This is a genomic window from Streptomyces sp. NPDC037271, assembly GCF_055603605.1.
This window is the reverse complement of record NZ_JBVJVN010000012.1, coordinates 35,525-53,146: the sequence shown is the minus strand read 5'-3', so window position 1 is coordinate 53,146 and position 17,622 is coordinate 35,525. Positions and strand designations below refer to the sequence as shown.

General features: G+C 73.7%; 16 protein-coding genes. 9 read left to right on the top strand and 7 right to left on the bottom strand.

Going from position 1 to position 17,622, the window contains the following annotated elements; translation table 11 throughout:
* Positions 1-331 precede the first annotated feature (331 nt).
* Positions 332-922, bottom strand: coding sequence for a sigma-70 family RNA polymerase sigma factor (locus ACZ7G3_RS21185; RefSeq protein WP_470927484.1), 591 nt, complete (start codon positions 920-922; stop codon positions 332-334).
* 398 nt (positions 923-1,320) lie between these two features.
* Here ACZ7G3_RS21185 and ACZ7G3_RS21180 point away from each other — a divergent pair, with 398 nt between their 5' ends.
* From ACZ7G3_RS21180 to ACZ7G3_RS21170, 3 genes are all read left to right on the top strand, one after another.
* Complete coding sequence (locus ACZ7G3_RS21180) at positions 1,321-1,701, top strand: STAS domain-containing protein (RefSeq protein ID WP_426596910.1); 381 nt, start codon at positions 1,321-1,323, stop codon at positions 1,699-1,701.
* Positions 1,702-1,787: 86 nt separating this feature from the next.
* Positions 1,788-2,300, top strand: coding sequence for an EF-hand domain-containing protein (locus ACZ7G3_RS21175; protein ID WP_426596747.1), 513 nt, complete (start codon positions 1,788-1,790; stop codon positions 2,298-2,300).
* Positions 2,301-2,818: 518 nt separating this feature from the next.
* The gene (locus ACZ7G3_RS21170; RefSeq protein ID WP_426596909.1) at positions 2,819-3,295 is read left to right on the top strand and encodes an ATP-binding protein; all 477 of its coding nucleotides are present in this window, start codon (positions 2,819-2,821) and stop codon (positions 3,293-3,295) included.
* A gap of 371 nt (positions 3,296-3,666) precedes the next feature.
* Here ACZ7G3_RS21170 and ACZ7G3_RS21165 read toward each other — a convergent pair whose 3' ends face one another.
* Positions 3,667-4,755, bottom strand: coding sequence for a GlxA family transcriptional regulator (locus ACZ7G3_RS21165; protein WP_470927482.1), 1,089 nt, complete (start codon positions 4,753-4,755; stop codon positions 3,667-3,669).
* A gap of 71 nt (positions 4,756-4,826) precedes the next feature.
* Between ACZ7G3_RS21165 and ACZ7G3_RS21160 the strand changes: the two genes are divergently transcribed.
* Genes ACZ7G3_RS21160 through ACZ7G3_RS21150 form a run of 3 tightly spaced genes read left to right on the top strand, consistent with a single transcriptional unit; the run spans position 4,827 to position 7,719 of the window.
* Complete coding sequence (locus tag ACZ7G3_RS21160; RefSeq protein ID WP_426596745.1) at positions 4,827-6,143, top strand: MFS transporter; 1,317 nt, start codon at positions 4,827-4,829, stop codon at positions 6,141-6,143.
* 21 nt (positions 6,144-6,164) lie between these two features.
* Positions 6,165-7,049 carry a hypothetical protein gene (locus tag ACZ7G3_RS21155; RefSeq protein ID WP_470927480.1) on the top strand — a complete coding sequence of 295 codons (885 nt, stop codon included), beginning with the start codon at positions 6,165-6,167 and terminating at the stop codon, positions 7,047-7,049.
* 55 nt (positions 7,050-7,104) lie between these two features.
* Positions 7,105-7,719, top strand: coding sequence for a GNAT family N-acetyltransferase (locus tag ACZ7G3_RS21150; protein WP_426596743.1), 615 nt, complete (start codon positions 7,105-7,107; stop codon positions 7,717-7,719).
* 7 nt (positions 7,720-7,726) lie between these two features.
* Here the strand turns inward: ACZ7G3_RS21150 and ACZ7G3_RS21145 are convergent, their stop codons facing one another.
* Together ACZ7G3_RS21145 and ACZ7G3_RS21140 are read right to left on the bottom strand one after the other, a co-directional pair.
* Positions 7,727-8,395, bottom strand: a complete 669-nt coding sequence (locus ACZ7G3_RS21145) for a pyridoxine/pyridoxamine 5'-phosphate oxidase (RefSeq protein ID WP_470927478.1) — start codon at positions 8,393-8,395, stop codon at positions 7,727-7,729.
* A gap of 105 nt (positions 8,396-8,500) precedes the next feature.
* The gene (locus tag ACZ7G3_RS21140; protein ID WP_426596741.1) at positions 8,501-8,926 is read right to left on the bottom strand and encodes a pyridoxamine 5'-phosphate oxidase family protein; all 426 of its coding nucleotides are present in this window, start codon (positions 8,924-8,926) and stop codon (positions 8,501-8,503) included.
* A 248-nt stretch (positions 8,927-9,174) separates the two neighbouring features.
* Between ACZ7G3_RS21140 and ACZ7G3_RS21135 the strand changes: the two genes are divergently transcribed.
* Positions 9,175-9,492, top strand: coding sequence for a hypothetical protein (locus ACZ7G3_RS21135; protein WP_470927476.1), 318 nt, complete (start codon positions 9,175-9,177; stop codon positions 9,490-9,492).
* Positions 9,493-9,625: 133 nt separating this feature from the next.
* On the opposite strand, the gene ACZ7G3_RS21130 is transcribed toward ACZ7G3_RS21135, so the two are convergent.
* Positions 9,626-10,261, bottom strand: coding sequence for a TetR family transcriptional regulator (locus ACZ7G3_RS21130; RefSeq protein ID WP_470927697.1), 636 nt, complete (start codon positions 10,259-10,261; stop codon positions 9,626-9,628).
* A gap of 134 nt (positions 10,262-10,395) precedes the next feature.
* On the opposite strand from ACZ7G3_RS21130, the gene kbpA reads away from it, so the two are divergent.
* Both kbpA and afsK read left to right on the top strand, forming a co-directional pair.
* The gene (kbpA, locus tag ACZ7G3_RS21125) at positions 10,396-11,223 is read left to right on the top strand and encodes an AfsK-binding protein KbpA (protein WP_470927474.1); all 828 of its coding nucleotides are present in this window, start codon (positions 10,396-10,398) and stop codon (positions 11,221-11,223) included.
* A gap of 243 nt (positions 11,224-11,466) precedes the next feature.
* Entirely contained in the window at positions 11,467-13,911 is a 2,445-nt protein-coding gene (gene afsK, locus ACZ7G3_RS21120; RefSeq protein WP_470927472.1) for a protein serine/threonine kinase AfsK, read from the top strand.
* 159 nt (positions 13,912-14,070) lie between these two features.
* Here the strand turns inward: afsK and ACZ7G3_RS21115 are convergent, their stop codons facing one another.
* On the bottom strand, positions 14,071-14,295 hold the full coding sequence (locus ACZ7G3_RS21115; RefSeq protein ID WP_470927470.1) for a hypothetical protein: 225 nt from the start codon (positions 14,293-14,295) through the stop codon (positions 14,071-14,073).
* Positions 14,296-14,632: 337 nt separating this feature from the next.
* The gene (gene afsR, locus ACZ7G3_RS21110; RefSeq protein ID WP_470927468.1) at positions 14,633-17,605 is read right to left on the bottom strand and encodes an SARP-family global regulator AfsR; all 2,973 of its coding nucleotides are present in this window, start codon (positions 17,603-17,605) and stop codon (positions 14,633-14,635) included.
* Between the last annotated feature and the right edge of the window lie 17 nt (positions 17,606-17,622).

Here is a 17,622-nt window from a genome sequence, read left to right as displayed (position 1 = left end):
CCCGGTCCGCCGGACCCATCGGGTCCGCCAGGCTCACCAGGCCCACCCGGTCCGCCGGGATCACCGGACCCACCGGACCCGCCGGGCCCACCGGACCCGCCGGGCCCACCGGACCCGCCGGGCCCACCGGACCCGCCGGGCCCACCGGGCCCACCGGGCCCACCGGGCCCACCGGACCCACCGGACCCACCGGACCCACCGGACCCACCGGGTCCACCGACTCCCTCAAGGCCACCGAGGGCCGCCGGTTCACCGGGGTCACTCGGCGGCCTGGGGTCATGTGGGCCGCCCGGGTCACGGCCCTGGCCCCCGGTCTCGTCGCGCGCCTCCTTCATGCCGCACCCCCGTATCCCGGCGGGGTCCCGGGTGTGTCCGGGGAGGCGGCTTCCCGGGCGGTGGACAGGAGCTGGAGGCCCAGGCGGAGGCGGCGGCGGGCTTCGTCCTCCGTGACGCCCAGGTCGGCGGCGGTCTGGCGGTAGTCGCGGCGCTGGAAGTAGGCCAGTTCCAGGGCGGCGCGCAGCGGGGCCGGCATGGACTGGACGATGTAGTCGGCGCGGGCGGCGACCGAGGCGTGGCGCACCCTGCTCTCCAGCTCCTCGGCGGTGCCGGGACCGCCGCGGGCGAGAGCGGCCGTCTCGGTGGCGCGCAGCCGCTGCACGGCCAGGCGGTGGGTCAGCGCGGCCACCCACGTGCGCAGCGGGCCCTGCCGGGGGTCGTAGGCGTCCGGATGCTCCCAGACGTACGCGAAGACGTCGCGTGTGAGGTGGTCGGCGGCCCGCTCGTCACCGAGCACACGGTGCGCGAGGCCGTGCACGAGTGAGGCGAACCGGTCGTAGAACTCCCCCAGGGCGGCGGCCTCGCCGCGCGCGAGCCGCTGCTGCATCTTGCGGTCCCACCTCAGTGGTACGTCGCTTCTCGCCATCCGGCCCTTCACCCCCTGCTCGGTCTCCTGGTCGTTCCATGGTCGTTTCGTGGTCGTTCCATGGTCGTCCCGCCCGCACCGGTCACCAGGCTTCGGCCACCGTGTTCCCGAATGTAGTCGGCGGGTCCGACACCGCACGCCCCTTTGTGTCAATGCACGCCCCCGACGGCCCGCAGGTGGTAAACGCGCCGGTCCGCCTCCCCTACCCTCTACCGTGCGACCGGATTCGATTACTTTCGAACGAACAGGATCGAAACCGTCTGAAACAAGCCTCTTCTGGCCGAGCACTGTTTCCGGCCGGGTGTTTGCGGGAACGGCCGGTGGGCAGGCGCGCGCCCAGGAAGCGTATGCACGGCTTCCGTTTCGGGTGATTCCGGACGTTCCGACGAATGAAGGGCATGGTGGTGACGTTCAAAGTGACCGGCGGCGAGCGGGGCCAGTGGGCCGTGCTCCAGGTGTCGGGCGAACTGGACCTGGTGACGTCACCGGTGCTGCGGCAGCGCGTGCACGACGAGGTGGCCGAGGGGCGGCACAGTCTTGTCCTGGATCTTTCCGAGGTCCTCTTCTGCGACTCCAGCGGGGTCGGCGTGCTCATCGCCTCCCGCCGGCTCATCCGCTCCTGCCAGGGCCGGCTGCGGCTGATACTGCCGGCCCAGGGTGCCGTCGACGGCTCCCACGTCAACCGTGTCCTCGGCGCGCTCGGGGTGCGCCGGCTCTTCGACGTCCACCCCGATCTCGCCTCGGCGACCGGCGACGGGCCGCGCTCGCTCTCCGCGTAGATGCCGCCCGCGGCCGCACCCCGCGTCGTACGCTCCGAGCGAGAGGCGCAGAGCACCGACACGACGTGAGGCGGCCGGAGGAAACAATGGTCAACAGCGAGTACGAGCGCAGGATCGCCGCGAGGTTCGCCACCTTCGACCAGGACGGCAACGGCTACATCGACCGCGCGGACTTCAGTGAAGCGGCCAAGGCGCTGCTCGCCGAGTTCGGCACCACCGCCCGCTCCGACAAGGGGCAGGCCCTGTACGGCGGTGCGGAAGCGCTCTGGCAGGGCATGGCGGGCATCGCCGACCGGGACGGCGACCAGCGCATCACCCGCGAGGAGTTCGTCACCGCGGCGGTCAAGCGGCTGCGCGACACCCCGGACCGGTTCGCCGAGATCGCGCGCCCCTTCCTGCACGCGGCCCTGGACGTCGCCGACACCGACGGCGACGGAGCCGCCACCGTCGAGGACGCCGCACGCGTGCTCACCGTGCTCGGCGTGCCCGGGGACACCGCCCGGTCGGTCGCCGCCGCGCTCGACACGGACGGCGACGGCAAGGTGGGGGAGGCGGAGATCGTCTCGGCGTTCGCCCGCTACTTCACCGTGCCCGAGTAACGCGCCCCGAAGGCGACGGGACGGCCCCGCGGGCGCCGGCGGCGTGACGGATGTCGCGGATCGTGGCAGAGGAGCGTCACGGAGCGTTGATACCGGGTTGTGTCCGCCGCGTGACCCGTCACGGCCCGGAGTCGGTGCCACACTCCGGTACCTTGTGTGGGATGCGAGTGGTCCTGAGCGCCGGCCGTGCCGGAGTTGCCCCTGGGGCGGCTCCGGAACCGGCGGTGTGCGCCTTGCCCCGCAGGGTGGAACGGCGTTCGGCCGCCACCGGTCCGGCTTCCCGGAACGAGCGTCGCACAGTATGCCGCACCGGTACTCCTTCGCGCTGGAATATGCCCGAAGCGCTTGTTGGCGTGACTGTACGTCAACCATGCTGTGTCGCAAGGGATTCACGTTCTGTGACCCGTGACCCGGCCGTTGTTCTGGCCATGCAGAGAATGGCTACGATCGTGGCCCTCATGAGGCGCGAGCCTTTGTGTCCGCCGGTTCGGATGGTGTGAGCGGTGCAGGTGCTTCAAGTGCAACTGGAGGTCCGGCCCGACCCCTCGGAAGTGGGGCGTGCGAGGCGGTGGGCGCGCTCACGGCTCGCAGGGGCCGGGATACAGGCGGATGAGCCACTCGCCGAGACGCTGGTCCTGCTCGTCTCCGAACTCGTCACCAACGCCGTCGTTCACACCGGCCGTTCGGCCGTGCTGCGGCTGGTGCTGCCGGGAACGGTGACCGAGGAGACCGAGGAGGCCACGGTCCGCCTCGAGGTGGACGACACCAGCGACCTGGCACCGGTGCCCCGCTGCGTGAACGGTGAGGCGACGGGCGGCCGGGGCCTGGCCCTGGTCGACGGCCTCGCCGACCGCTGGGGATGGAGCCGGGAAGGCACCGGCAAACGCATCTGGTGCGAACTCGACCGCTGCGGCGACCGCGAGGACGCCGCCCCGGCCTGCGGGAGCGGCGGCGGCACGGTGGCGTGCGACGGGTTCGCGTACGAAGTGGTGTAGCGACGGCGCGGGATGCGCCGGGTGCAATGAGGCCCCCCTTTCTCCGGGGCCGGTGCGGCCGTGCGCCGGACGTGCTTCCGTGCGCGTCCCGCGCGAAGGGGACGTAAGTGATGAATCCCCCTCGACTGGTTGACGGATCGTGACCGCTTCCTCACGCTTGTAGGCAACGATTCGCCGCGAGGGGACGACGAGGGGTCGGTGACGGAGCCCTCGACGAGTGTGGGTCGTGATTCGGCGGCGGTTCCCCCGGGGGGCGACGGGAGCCGGGCGGGAGCGCCGGAGTCGGGTGGCGGCGCGCGGTGCCATGCTCGGGGCGGACAGCACCGCGCCGCCGTTCCGACGAGTCCGGGGGAGAGTGCTGGAACGTCCGCTCACTGTCCACAGGCTGTGGACAACTCGGCCCGGAAGGTTCGCCGGTACGCGGTCGGGGTGACCCCGAGCGTCGCCTGCAGGTGCTGCCGCATCGACTGGGCCGTGCCGAAGCCCGCGTCGCGGGCCACCCGGTCGACGGACAGGGCGGTGGACTCCAGCAGGTGCCGGGCCCGTTCGACACGCTGCCCGGTGAGCCACTGGCCCGGGCTGACACCGACCTCCTCGCGGAAGCGGCGGGTGAAGGTGCGTACGGACATCGACTCCTGGGCGGCCATGTCCCGCAGCTGGATGGGGTCCTGGAGGCGGCCGAGCGCCCAGGCGCGGGCGTTGGCCGTGGAGGACTGCCGCGGATCGGGCACCGGCCGCTCGATGTACTGCGCCTGCCCGCCGTCGCGGTGGGGCGGCACGACGGTGCGACGGGCCACGTCGTTGGCGACGGCGGTGCCGTGGTCCCGGCGCACGATGTGCACGCACAGGTCGATCCCGGCCGCGACCCCGGCCGAGGTGAGCACGTCGCCGTCGTCGACGAACAGCACGTCCGCGTCCACCCGCACCTTCGGGAACAGCCGCTGGAAGTGCTCGGCGGAGGCCCAGTGCGTGGTCGCCGGCCGGCCGTCGAGGTACCCGGCGGCGGCCAGGACGTACCCGCCCGTGCAGATCGCGACGAGCCGGGTGCCCGGCCGGACGAGCGCGAGCGCGGCCGCCAGCTCCTCGGTCAGCACGCCCTCCTCGTGCACCGGACCCAGTTCGTAGGAGGTCGGGACGACGACCGTGTCGGCGGTGGCCAGGGCCTCGGGGCCGTTCTCGACCAGGATCGCGAAATCCGCGTCGGTGTCGACCGGGCCCGGCGGGCGGACCGAGCAGGTGACGACCTCGTACAGCGGGCACGCGTGTTCGTCCCGGGCGCGCCCGAAGATCCGCTGCGGGATGCCCAGTTCGAAGGGGAGCAGGCCGTCGAGGGCGAGGACGACGACGCGGTGCGGCCGGTGCGGCGGGCGTAGCGGGTTCTGCGGGTTCTGCGGGTGCGGCGGGTTCTGCGGGTTCTGCGGGTGCGGCCGGGTCGGGCGGTACGTGCGGTCGGACGCCATGGCCCGATCCTAGCGAACCGTGTCCTTCGGGCCACTCGATCGGACGGGTCCCCAACCGGAAGCTCCTTGGTATGACCCGGACCACCGATGCCGCCCCAGCACCCGTGCCCCAGCCGGAGCCCGTCCTCCCGCGCCGCCGCACCCGGGTGCACCGCGCCTGGTGGGTCGCCGCCGTCACCTTCGTGACGATCATCGGCGCCGCCGCCTTCCGCTCCCTGCCGGGCATCCTCGTCGACCCGCTCCACGAGGAATTCGGCTGGTCGCGCGGCACGGTCGGCGCCGCCGTCTCCGTCAACCTCGCGCTCTACGGACTGACGGCCCCCTTCGCGGCGGCGCTGATGGACCGCTTCGGCATCCGCCGCGTGGTCGCGGTCGCCCTGGTCGTGATCTCCCTAGGCTCGGGCCTGACGGTGTGGATGGACTCCGCCTGGCAACTGATCCTCTGCTGGGGCCTGCTCGTCGGTCTCGGCTCCGGCTCGATGGCGCTGGCCTTCGCCGCCACCGTCACCAACCGCTGGTTCACCGAGCGGCGCGGCCTGGTCACCGGCGTGCTCACCGCCGCCGCGGCCTCCGGACAACTGGTCTTCCTGCCGCTGCTGTCCTGGATCGTGGAGACGTACGACTGGCGCCCCGCGGCCGTCACCGTCGCCCTGGCCGCCCTCGCCGTCGTCCCCTTCGTCTGGCTGCTCCTCCACGACCACCCGGCGGACGTGGGCCAGAAGCCGTACGGCGCCGCGGAGTTCGTTCCCAAGCCCGCCCCCGTGCCCGGTGCCGCCCGCCGCGCGCTGACGGTCCTCTTCTCCGCCGTGCGCACCGGCCCGTTCTGGCTGCTCGCCGGCACCTTCGCGATCTGCGGCGCCTCGACCAACGGCCTGATCCAGACCCACTTCGTGCCCGCCGCCCACGACCACGGCATGCCGCTGACGGCCGCCGCCTCGATGCTCGCCGTGATCGGCGTGTTCGACGTGGTCGGCACGGTCGCCTCCGGCTGGTTCACCGACCGCTTCGAACCGCGCCGCCTGCTCGCCGTCTACTACGCCCTGCGCGGCGTCTCCCTCCTCTTCCTCCCCATGCTGCTCGCGCCCAGCATCCACCCGCCGATGGTCTTCTTCATCGTCTTCTACGGCCTCGACTGGGTCGCCACCGTCCCGCCCACCCTCGCCCTGTGCCGCGAGCACTACGGCGACGACAGCGCGATCGTCTTCGGCTGGGTCCTCGCCTCCCACCAGATCGGCGCCGCCCTCGTCGCCTTCCTCGGCGGCGTCGCCCGCGACCACTTCGGGTCGTACGACGTGGTCTGGGTCGCGTCCGGCGCCCTGTGCGCGGCGGCGGCGCTGATGGCACTGGTGATCCGGCGGCCGGCGGCTCCGGCGGCCGCCCTGTCGTGACCGGGCCGTAGGCTGCCGCGCATGGGGTGGGCGACGGCGGGGGAGCGAAGCGGGCGCAGGCGCCCGACCTGGTCGAACGGTGAGTGGAGTCAGGCGGCGGCGCTGTGCGCGGCGCAGTTTCCGGCGGTCGGGCTGTGGTGGTGGATCGTCGCGACGAGCGCGGACGACCACGGCGCGTACGGGGGCGCCCTGGGCGTGGCCTGCCTGCTGGTGACCGCGCCGGTGATCGTGCCGTGCCTCGGCCTGCTGCACGCCACGCTGCAGGTCATGCCGGCCGCCGCCCTGGCCCGCCTGCGGCCGCGGCACTGCCGGGGACCCGAGTGGGTCTGGCACCTGTCGGCGTCCGTACTGGTCGGCACGGCCGGGGCGGTGGCGGCCGGCGCGCTGTGGGGGGCGCCCCTCGTCGAGGCGGCCCTGTGGTGCGCCGGCGGCGGGGTCCTGCCGGTTCTCGGGCTGGCGTACCTGCGCGGACGTGCGTGGGAGCGGGGTATCTGGCTGCGCTCGGCGGGTGCCGGCGCGGGGCTGCTCGTCCTGACCGGCGCGTGCGGCTTCGTCCTGATCGACTCCTACACGCCCCCCGTGCTCTCCGCCGGGCAGCTCGCCGGGTCGTGGCACGGCGCCGACGGGGCCGTGCTGACGCTGCGTCCGGACGGTGCGGCCGAAGCCGGCCGGATACCGGTCTCCGAGGACTTCGACGGCGTCACGGCGTGCGACGGCACCGGCACCTGGGCCGTCGAGCGGGCGGGCGGGGCCGGCCGGTATCGCGACGGGGTCCTCGTCCGGCTGAACGGCGACTGCGGGCAGGAGATGGACTGGACGATCGGCGGCACCGAGCAGGACCCGGAGCTGTTCGTGCTGCTCGGTGACCCGGACGCGGGGGAGCTGAGGATCCTCACCCGTGCATGAGCCCGCCCCCGCCGCTCCGCCCCCGTCCACCACGCCGGTCGGATTGAATGGCCCGATGGCTCAGACACGCATGCACACCCTCGCCCCCGCGCACACCGAACCGCGCGGACACGCCCTCCACCTCCGGCCCTGGGACGCCGGCTCCGAGGACGACGCGCAGACGTGGCTGCGCGGTCACCTCGACCCCGAGTTCCAGCGCTGGAACACCCCGCTGAAGCTGTGGACGGACCTCGGCGGTGCCCGTGAGGCGCTGCGGGCGCGGGCACGGGAGGCCGCGGAGGGCACATCCGTGTCGTTCCGGGTCACGGACGCGCAGAGCGGCACGACGCTGGGCCACATCGGTGTCGGGGACATCAACCGGCCGCTGAAGCTGGCACGGGTCGGCTACTGGGTGCTCCCGGAGGCCCGCGGCCAGGGGGTCGCCACCCGGGCCCTGCTCCTCGCCACGCGCTGGGCCTTCGCGGAACTCGGCCTGCACCGCCTGGAGCTGGGCCACGCGGTGGGCCACCACGCGTCCTGCCGGACGGCCGAGCGCTGCGGCTACGCCTGCGAGGGCACGCTGCGCGGCGCGATGTTCGAGGCCGGTCGGCAGGACGCGTTCCGGGACGTGCACCTGCACGCGCGGCTGGCGACGGACGAGGAGCCGGCGGGGCCCGGCGACGGGCGGTGAGCGCCGCTCACGGCCACAGCGACCGTGTGCTCCAGCCGCCGTCCTCCGTCCGCCGGTAGGCCAGCCGTACGTGGCGGCGGCGGGCGTCCCCCTGGAAGAACTCCACCTCGTCGGGGAGCAGCCGGTACAGCGTCCACGACGGGACGGGAGCCGTCGGCTCCCGTCCGGCCCGTTCCCAGGCGGCCTCCGACGCCCGGGCCAGTTCGTCCGGCGAGTGCAGGTCCGCGCTCTGCCGGCCGGTGAGGGCGGCGGCCAGGGCGCCGGTCGACCGCGCGTGCAGGTCGGCCTGTGCCTCCTCGGCCGGTGCGACGGCGACCGGGCCGCGCAGGCGCACCTGGCGGCCCAGCGCCGGCCAGTAGAAGACGAGGGCGGCGTACGGGCGGGCGGCGAGGTGGCGGCCCTTGCGGCTGTCGGCGTGCGTGGCGAAGGACCAGCCGTCCGCGTCCGCACCGTGCAGCATCACGATGCGGACGTCCGGCAGGCCCGCCGCGTCCGACGTCGCCAGCGACATCGTGTGCGGCTCGGTCTGACCGGCCGCCACCGCGTCGGCGAGCCACCGCGTGAACAGGGGCAGGGGATCGCCGGGCGCGGTGGCCGGGTCGAAGGGCGGCAGGTCGGTGACCGCGGGATCCCACACCCGCAGTGACCTCAGCAGCTCGTGAAGGTCGGTTCCCATGCTCCGATTGTCACGGGTGCCGGGGTGCCGGGGTGCCGGGGTGCCGGGGTGCCGGGGCATGGGAGAGCGGGGTGTACGGGGGCCGGGGTCAGGGGCGGCAGGGCTTCACAGGGAGCCGAGGTCGGAGGAGACCCAGCGTTCGGGCCGCATCCGGACGACGACCTGCTCGCCGTGGTTCGCGGAGGCGAAGTCGACGTAACCGTCGACCTTCTCGGCCGGCAGATAGCGGGCCGCCATCTCCCGCAGACGCTCCTCGGTGGCGGGGGCCGTCTCGACGACCGGCCCCTCCACCGACACGTAACGGATGGTGGGCTCCAGCCGGTCGACCATCAGGGAGAACCGGCCCGCCGCCTTGATCAGTTCGTTCTTGCGGCTGTCGAGGCCGGTCATGATCCACGCTTCGCCGCCCGGTTCGTACTGGTACCAGATCGGCAGGGTCAGCGGGGCGCGGCCCGCTCCCGCGTCGACCGCGAGCGCGGCGATGTGGGGCTCGGCCAGGAACTTCTCACGCTCTTCGCGGGTCAGGGCCATTCCGGTCTCCTCCAGCGGGTACGGGCGTCGATGTGGAACACAACACCGGTCGGGCAGCCCGCTGTTCCCCGTTCGGCGGATGCCGGGCGCCGCACCGACGGAAACGCGCGCCGATGCCGGCCGTGGGGTGGACGGCGGCACGGCGGACCGTGCGCGGCAGCCCCAGGACGCCAGTCTGCACGGGCACCGGCGGCTGCGCGAGCCGGAGTGGGCGGGGGCGGCCGGTGGCTGCCGGGCGGTGGCGGGCGGTGGCGGCCCGTCCATCGCGGGAGCTGGGCATCGAGGCGCTGGACATGGAGGCGCTGGACATGGAGGCGCTGGCCGCCGAGACGTGGAATGCCGAGACGTGGAATGCCGAGACGTGGAACGCCGAGACGTGGAACGCCGAGACGTGGAATGCCGAGGCCTGGAATGCAGAGGCGCTGAACGTCGAGGCGCTGGTCATCGTGTCGATGCGGCAGGAGGGCCGGGACACGGTCGCCGAGTTCGAGCGGGCGGTCAGCGAGGTGGTGCGGGCGCGGCGGCTGACGTCGGCGCTGGTGATGAAGCGTGATACGGCGTGGTGAGGCCTGGTGAGGCCTGGTGAGGCCTGTTGAGGCGTGATGGAGCATGTGGAGCACGTGGTGCGTGACCGGCCGCTGCCGACGTCACGCGGGGCGCGGGGCCGCGGGGATGACAGGTTCGGCTGTGGGTGGTGTGCTACTTGGCGGGCTTCTTGCCGGTGATGCCCAGGTACACCAACAAGGCCAGGTGCGGCTTGAGTTCGGCCTGCTTGACGCCCCAGGAGGAGAAACCCTTCTGGTGCGATGCGGCGGCCGCGAGCATCACGACCAGGGAACCGGCGATCGCCGCGGGGTTCACGTCCTTGTCGACCTTGCCCTTGGCCTGCAGTTCGGCGACCGAGTCGGCGAGGGAGGAGTTGACCGAGTTCAGGATCCGCATGCGGATCTTGGAGAACCGCTTGTCGCCCTCGGCCGCGCCCAGATCGACGACGCGCAGGATCGCGTCGTTCTTCCGCCAGAACTCCATGAACCCGTCGACGAGTTCCTGCGCCGTCTGCCAGCCGGCCTTGCCGACCCACGAGCGTCCCGCCGTCAGCTCGGCCAGCCCGGAACTCTCGGCGGCCATGCGCTCGGCGATCTCCAGGACGGCGCCCTCGACGTCCGGGAAGTACTGGTAGAAGGTCGCGGGCGACGTGCCTGCCTTGCGGGCGACATCGATGACTTTGACATCGCGATAGGGGGAGGAGCTGAGCATGTCGCTGAGGCAGTCGAGCAGTTTCTGCCGGGTCGCCTGCCCACGTCGACCGGCCACGCGGCCGTCAACGGTACGCACTTGTCCTGTCATGCCGTCAGCTTACCGACGGGTGATCCGAGCGCGATTCGGCCGACTGCAAATGGGGTGCGCGTGCGGAAAGAGGCTGGTGTGCCTGGTCTGCGCGGTGCGGGCGGCGCGGTTACTTTGGCGGCATGGCCGAAAACGGGGCATCCGAGAAGCGGACATCCAGCGACCCGTCCGCGTCACCCTCACCTCCCTCCGCGTACCCGGAGGGCGCCCCCTGCTGGGTGGACGCCCAACTCTCCGACGTAGCGGCCGGCAAGCGCTTCTACGGCGGACTCTTCGGCTGGACCTTCGAGGAAGCGGAAGAGGAACGGGAGGCAGCGCGCGAGGGCGCGCGCGAGAGCGCGCGAGAGGCAGCGGAAGGAGGGGCCGTATGGGCGCGGCTGGGCGGTGTTCCCGTCGCCGCGCTGACCCGCAAGACGGACGGGCGGATGCCCACCGTGTGGTCCGTGTACTTCCACACCCCGGACGCCGCGGCACTGGCCGAGCGGATCCGGGCGGGCGGCGGCCAGGTCGTCACGCCGCCCCACCCGGTCGGTGACCTGGGCACCGCCGCGCTCGCCGCCGACCCCGACGGTGCCGTCTTCGCCCTCTGGCAGCCGGGCCGCCACCCCGGCTTCGGACGCCGGCACGAGCCGGGTGCCTTCGCCTGGGCCGAGCTGTACACCCGGAACACGGAGGCCGCCAACGCCTTCTACGGCGACCTCTTCCACGAGGCTCTCTTCGGCCCGGACGCCTCCCCCGACTTCGGGCGCGCCCCGGTCTCCGACGTGTTCCCGGCCGAGATGCCGCCGCATTTCCTCGTCCACTTCCAGGTCGAGGACTGCGAGGCCGCGCTCGGTGCGGTGGCCCGGCTCGGCGGGCGGGTGCGGGTGCCGCCGTTCGAGACGTCGTACGGGAGGGTGGCCGTCGTCTCGGACGGCCAGGGGGCCTCGTTCGCGCTGCTGCAACGCTGAACGGTCCGCGGGGCGGTGCTCGAAGGTCCCCCTCCACTCTCCACCCGCCGCCTTCCACCCACCACCCTCTACCCTTTTGCCCGGGATCAGGCTGGACACCCTGATTGTCCTCAGGTTCGCCAGCAGCGACTCGGACAGGAAGAATCGGGGTGCGTGGCGCCACGGAGGTGCGGTGGTGAGACGCTGCACTTCGGTCGCGTACATATGTGGGTGGCGCGGCTCGTACGGGGAGGTGGCAGGCAAGTGGTGGATCAGCTGACGCAGCACGATCCGCGGCGGATCGGGCCGTTCGAGGTGCTGGGGCGGCTCGGCGCCGGCGGCATGGGGCTGGTCTATCTCGCGCGTTCGGCGTCCGGCCGGCGGGTGGCGATCAAGACGGTCCGGACGGAGCTGGCGGAGGACCAGCTGTTCCGCGTCCGCTTCACCCGCGAGGTGGAGGCGGCCCGCGCGGTCTCCGGCTTCTACACGGCGGCGGTGGTCGACGCCGACCCGCGTGCCGCGGTCCCGTGGCTGGCCACGGCGTACGTTCCCGCGCCCTCCCTCGAGGAGATAGTGAACGAGTGCGGGCCGCTGCCGGCCCAGGCGGTGCGCTGGCTGGCGGCGGGCGTGGCGGAGGCGCTGCAGTCGATCCACGGCGCCGGACTCGTCCACCGCGACCTGAAGCCCTCCAACGTCCTCGTCGTCGAGGACGGCCCCCGGGTGATCGACTTCGGCATCGCGTCCGGCGTTTCGAACACCCGTCTGACGATGACGAACGTCGCCGTCGGCACCCCCGCCTACATGTCCCCGGAGCAGGCGAAGGACTCCCGCAGCGTCACCGGCGCGAGCGACGTGTTCTCGCTCGGCTCCATGCTGGTCTTCGCCGCCACCGGGCACCCGCCGTTCCACGGCGCCAACCCGGTCGAGACGGTCTTCATGCTGCTGCGCGAGGGCCCCGACCTCGAAGGCCTCCCGGACGAGCTGCGTCCGCTGATCGAGTCCTGCATGCAGATGGAGGCGACCGGCCGCCCCAACCCCGCCGACCTCCAGTCGCAGCTCGCCCCGCACCTGTTCGGCTCCGGCTCCGACGACAGCGGTACGGCGTCGGCCTGGCTGCCCGAGCGGGCGGTGGGCCTGATCGAGAGCCGCCGCGGCGGCCGTCCCGCGGCCAAGCTCGCCACGACGGCCGGTGGTCGCGGCGGTGGCATGGGCGGAAGCGGCATGGGCGGCAGTGGCGGTGCCGGCCCGGCCGGTGCCCGCCCCGCGGTACCCGCTCCTCCGCTCCCGCCCCCGCCCTCGCACGATCCCGTCGTACCGGCGCCGCCCGTCCACGCGCCACCGGTGCCCGCGCCCGTCGGCGCCCCCGACGCCGGTCCGGTCCGGCTGGCCGGGGCCTCGGTGCCCATCGGCCCCGGCCCGCGCGTCGCCGACATGCGTTCCGCGGCCGTCGCGGCACCCCCGCCGGAGGCCGCGCTCGCCGCGTCCTGGTCCCGTCCGCGCCCGGGCGTCAACGGCGCCGACCCCGCCCTGCCGACGGCGGCCCCGCCCGTGCCCGCCGCACCTCCCGAGGCGTCGCCGGCGGGCTGGCGCCCGTGGCGTTTCCGCATGTCCAACGACGTCTGGGGCACGCCGTCCGTCGCCGGGGACCTCGTCTACGTCACCTCGTTCGAGGTGCACGCCCTGGACGTGGCCACCGGGCGCCGCCGCTTCAAGACCCGGGACGTCGCCTGGTCGATGGCGGTCGCGGACGGCCGTATCCACGCCTCCGACGGCCCCACCCTCTTCGCCCTGGACGCCCGCGGGGGCGCCGACCTGTGGCGCGTGCAGACCGACGCCTGGGTGTACTCCCTCCAGGCCGACCGGGGGACGGTCGTCACCGCCACCCGAGGCGGCGGCGTCCAGGCCTACGAGTCCTCGGGCGGCCAGAAGCTGTGGGAGATCACCGGCGCCCAGACGGACTTCGAGTCCCCGGAGGCGGGCGCCGCGCTCTACGACGGCACGGTGTACGTCTGGCAGGACGCCCGGCTGCGCGCGCTGGACGCCCGTACCGGTGACGAGCGCTGGTCGTACCCGATCGGTGACGCCGCTTCCTGCGGCGGGGTGCCGGTCCGGGTCGCGCACGCCCCCGACGGCTACGTCTACGTCTCGGCCGGCACCAGGGTCCTCGCCCTGGAGGTCACCACCGGCCACGTCCGCTGGCACTTCGAGGCCCCGGCGGTCTTCCTCGCCCCGCCCGCCTTCGTCCCCGGCCCCGCGGTGACCGGCGGCGGCGTCTACCTCGTCGACTACCTCGGCACGGTCTACGCCCTCGACGCCACCGACGGCCGCGACCGCTGGCGGATCGCCACGGAGGCCCGTTCCTCGACCGACCCGGTCCTGGTGGCCGCCGGCCACGTCCACGTGGGCAGCGGCAAGGGCCTGTACACGCTGGACGCGGTCACGGGGACGCCCAAGTGGCGCTTCCAGGCGGGCGGCGAGATCGTGGGCGCCCCCGCGGTCGCCGAGGGCCGCATCCACTTCGGTTCGACCGACCACCTGCTCTACACCCTGAAGGCCGACGACGGCCGCCTCCGCTGGAAGCTGGCCACCGGCGGCGAGATCACCGGCTCCCCGGTGGTGCGGGACGGCATCGTGTACGCGTGCAGCAAGGACCGCTGCGTCTACGCCCTGGACGCGGAGAAGGGCACGGGTACGGCCCGTACGACGTGAGGACCGGCGCGTCCGTCCCGCCCGGGGCCCCTGGTCTCCAGGGTCCCCGCCGGGAGGATCGGGCCGGTCCTCACGCCGTACGGAGCTGATCGCGGACACACGGCGGCCGCGGCGGCTCCCCTCCGCGCCGCCGCGGCCGATCCCGTGTGGTCAGAAGGTCTACTTGCCGTCCAGGTCCAGGGCGGGCGGCGCTGGCATGGGGTTCTCCGCCATCGTCCTGACCGCGGCCTCGGCCGGGCCGCTGGGCATCGGGTTCTCCCGCGTGGCGGCGACCCCGTCCTTCGGCGGCGCGGGCATGGGGTTCTCCCCGAGCGTCCTGATGGTGTCGTCGGTGGACGCCTCGCCCGTGGCCGTCGCTTCCGTGTCCTTCTGGTTCTCGCTCATGGGCTTGGTCCCTCCGCTGTGATGGCATGTGACGAACGCCCGCCCGGGACTCCCCCGTGGCTCGCCGGACGGGCGTGTGGAGCCGCACCATAACCGGTGGGTCTCCTGGTCAGACCGCCTGCCCCCCGACGCGACGGTGTGACGGGTACGAGCATGTCGTGGGGCGATAAACGAATACTGAACGCCCCGTTCCCCGGGCGCGGTTCAGGCCCTTGCCCGGGCGCGGTTCAAGCCCGTGCCCGGGTGCTGTGCAAGCCCGTGCCCGGGCCCTGTACGTCCGTGCCCGGGCCCTGTGCGTCCGTGCCCGGGCCCTGTGCAGGCCTTTCCCGGGCGCCGTTCAGGCGGCCGACGCGGGGGAGAGCAGCGCTCGTGCCTCGTTCGCCTCGTCGGCGCCTTCCTGCTCGTAGAGCCGGAGGGCCTTGCTCCAGCAGGCCCTGGCCCGGTCCGTCTCTCCCAGGCGGGACAGGGCGCGGCCCAGCAGGGTCAGCACGTTGCCCTGCATCCGGTCACCGCCGATGCAGCCGAGGGCGAGGGCCTGTTCGGCGTGCTGGGCCGCCTGGGCGGGCCGCCCGGCCGCGAAGTGCACCTCGGCGACGCGGAAGTTCGTCGTTCCCTCCCACAGCCGCTGCCGGTGCGCGGTGAAGACCGTCAGGGCCTCGGAGAAGTGTCCGAGCGCCTCCGTGTGCCGGCCGGCCCGGTTGAGGGCGATGCCCAGCGCGTAGTGGCTGTTGGCGAGGCGGACGGTCCTGCCGAACTCGGCGTGCGCGTCCAGCCCCCGCCGTGCGAAGTCGACGGCCTGCGTGACGTCGCCGACTCCCAGGTGCGCGCGCGAGAGGTTGCACAGGGCCGTCGCCTCCGGGGGCCGGTTGCACAGGGCCCGGAAGCCGTCGATGGCCCGCTCGAAGAACGGTTTGCTGTCCCCGTGGCGTCCCTGGTGCAGGCAGATGAGTCCCTGGCTGTTGGCGACCCAGCTCACCGCGACGGCGTCCTGGATGGACTCCGCGAGCCGCATCGCCAGCCGTGACTCCTCCTCCGCCTGCGGGATGCGGCCGGTCACCAGGAGGACGTCGGTGAGCACCGTCCGCGCCCGTCCCTCGGCCCGGGGGTCGCCCGCCGTGCGCGTCGCTTCGCACATGCTCCTGGCCGTCGTCTCGTACTGGTGGGAGTTGGCACCGGACTCGGTGAGGTCCTTGGCGGCCCAGAGGAGGTCGACGCCCCGCCGCAGCCGGTCCGAGGCAGCCGTCTGCCGCACGCACGCCAGCAGGGACGCCGCCTCCGTGTACAGCCAGTCCAGTGCCGCCGAGCCTTCGGTGAACGTCAGCCCGGGGTACTCGGTCGCCTCCAGGCCGTCCACCAGCCGGTCGCCCGGCCGTTCGATCGCGTAGACCCCCGCGGCCGTGGCCAGGTAGAAGTCCAGCAGCCGCGACAGCGCGGCCCCCCGCTCGCTCGGCGGATGCTCGTCCCGCTCCGCGCACGCACGCGCGTAGAGCCGCACCAGGTCGTGGAACCGGTACCGGCCCGGCGCCGCCGATTCGAGCAGCGACGTGTCCACCAGGGACTCCAGCAGGTCCTCCGTGTCCTGCGCGGGGAGGTCCAGCACCGCCGCTGCCGCCGCGAGGGAGATGTCCGGTCCGTCGGCCAGTCCGAGCAGGCGGAAGGCGCGGGCCTGAGCCCGTTCGAGCTGGCCGTAGCCCAGCTCGAAGGTGGCCTTGACGGCCAGGTCCCCGGCCTGCAGCTCGTCCAGCCGGCGCCGTTCGTCCGCCAGTTTCGCGGCGAGGACCGACACGGTCCACGTGCGGCGGGCCGCGAGGCGGGACGCCGCGATGCGGATCGCCAGGGGCAGGAAACCGCACGCCCCGACCACGTCCAGCGCCGCTTCCCGCTCCGAGGCCACCCGCTCCTCGCCCACGATCTTCGTGAAGAGCGCCAGCGCCTCCTCCGGGGACATCACGTCCAGGTCGACCAGGTGCGCCCCGGCGAGGTCCACCATCCGCACCCGTGCCGTCACCAGTGCGGCGCTGCCCTCCGTGCCGGGCAGCAGCGGGCGTACCTGGGCGGCGTCCCGGGCGTTGTCGAGGAGGACGAGAACGCGGCGGCCGTCCAGGACCGAGCGGTACAGGGCGGCCCGCTCCTCCAGGGAGTCGGGGATGGCCGAGTCGGGTGTGCCCAGGGCGCGGAGGAAGGAGCCCAGTACCGTCTCGGGTTCCGCCGCCCGCGCGCCCGCGCCCTGGAGGTCGACGTACAGCTGCCCGTCCGGGAAGGCGGCCCGCGCCTGGTGGGCGACGTGCACCGCGAGGGTCGTCTTGCCGACGCCGCCGATGCCCGCGAGTGCGGAGACCGCCATCACGCGGCCCGTGGCGCCGTCCCGGGAGGCGGCGGACAGTTCGTCGCTCAGCTCGCGGACGAAGGACGCGCGCCCGGTGAAGTCCGGGACGGTTGCGGGCAGTTGGGCAGGCCGCACCGGGGCTGCCGCCGTTTCCGGGGCCGGCGCCGACGGCTCGGCCAGGCCCGGGTCGGCCCGGAGGATGCGCTGCTGGAGTTCCTGGAGGCCGGGGCGCGGGTCGACGCCGAGTTCGTCGGCGAGCAGGCGCCGGGTGTCCGCGTAGACGGCGAGGGCCTCCGCCTGGCGTCCGCTGCGGTACAGGGCCAGCATCAGCAGTTCCCGCAGGCGTTCCCGGAGGGGGTGCGCCGCGGTGAGCGCCGTCAGTTCCGAGACGGTCTCCGCGTGGCAGCCCTGCTCCAGGTCCATGTCGATGCGGCTTTCGAGGAGTTGGAGCCGCCACTCCTCCAGGCGGACGCGCTGGGCCTGAGCGTAGGGGCCGGGGACGCCGGCCAGTACCTCGCCGTCCCACCGTGCCAGCGCCCGGCGCAGCAGGTCGCGGGCGTGGCACAGGTCCCCGGCGCCGCGTGCCTTCTCGGCATCGGCGGCCAGGTCCTGGACCGCCGCGAGGTCCAGCGCCCCGTCGTCCAGGCCCCGCACGGCGTATCCACCGGACTCGCTCACCAGGACCCCGGGGTCCAGGACCTTCCGCAGCCGGGACGCGTACGTCCGTACCGCCGCGAGCGCCTGCGACGGCGGTTCCTCGCCCCACAGGGCGTCGATCAGTTCGGCCGCCGTGGCCGTGCGTCCCTCGCGGAGCAGCAGGGCGGCCAGCAGGGCGCGCTGCTGCGGGGAGCCGGTGGCCAGCGGCTCGTCGCCGCGCCAGGCGCGTACGGGTCCGAGCACGCCGAAGCGCAGCGCCGGCGTCCCGTCCGGTTCCACCGGGGATCCGGGACGCCGTTGCTCCGGTACGAGCGGTACACCGTCCATGCAGTCCCCCTAGACAT